This is a genomic window from Oleiphilus sp. HI0123, from assembly GCF_001635315.1.
The window spans coordinates 1-449 of record NZ_LWGE01001884.1 but is presented as its reverse complement, the minus strand read 5'-3'; the positions used below and the strand labels follow the sequence as shown (position 1 = coordinate 449).

The 449-nt window shown below is 45.0% G+C and carries 1 pseudogene; it reads left to right on the top strand.

The features are described 5' to 3' along the window. Window positions 1–449: pseudogene (locus A3761_RS28250) on the top strand (chemotaxis protein); the annotation flags it as partial.

The following is a 449-nucleotide window of genomic DNA, read 5'->3' as shown; positions in this document are numbered from 1 at the left end:
ATGATGCGCGTAGCTGAGGCAGACTTACGCAAAGTGCTGCCAAACTTTGATGCCAATAACCTTGTTGGCAACAACATCGATGTTTTCCACAAAAACCCTGCACACCAACGCAGTATGCTTGAGCGTCTGACCAGTACATATCAAACTGAAATTAAGGTCGGTGTACGTACCTTTGGCCTAACTGCGACACCTATATATGGCGAAGACCAAACTCGCTTGGGTACCGTCGTTGAATGGTCAGATAGAACTGATGAGGTTGCGCTAGAAGGTGAAATTAACAGTTTGATAAATGCCGCCAACGATGGAGACCTTCGACAACGAATTGACCTAACAGGTAAAAGCGGCTTCTTCGAAAACCTCAGTAATGGCTTAAACTCACTAATGGACAAGACATCCGAGTTTGTCAGTGAAGTCGGTGTTATTTTTGAAGCAATGTCTGAAGGTGACCT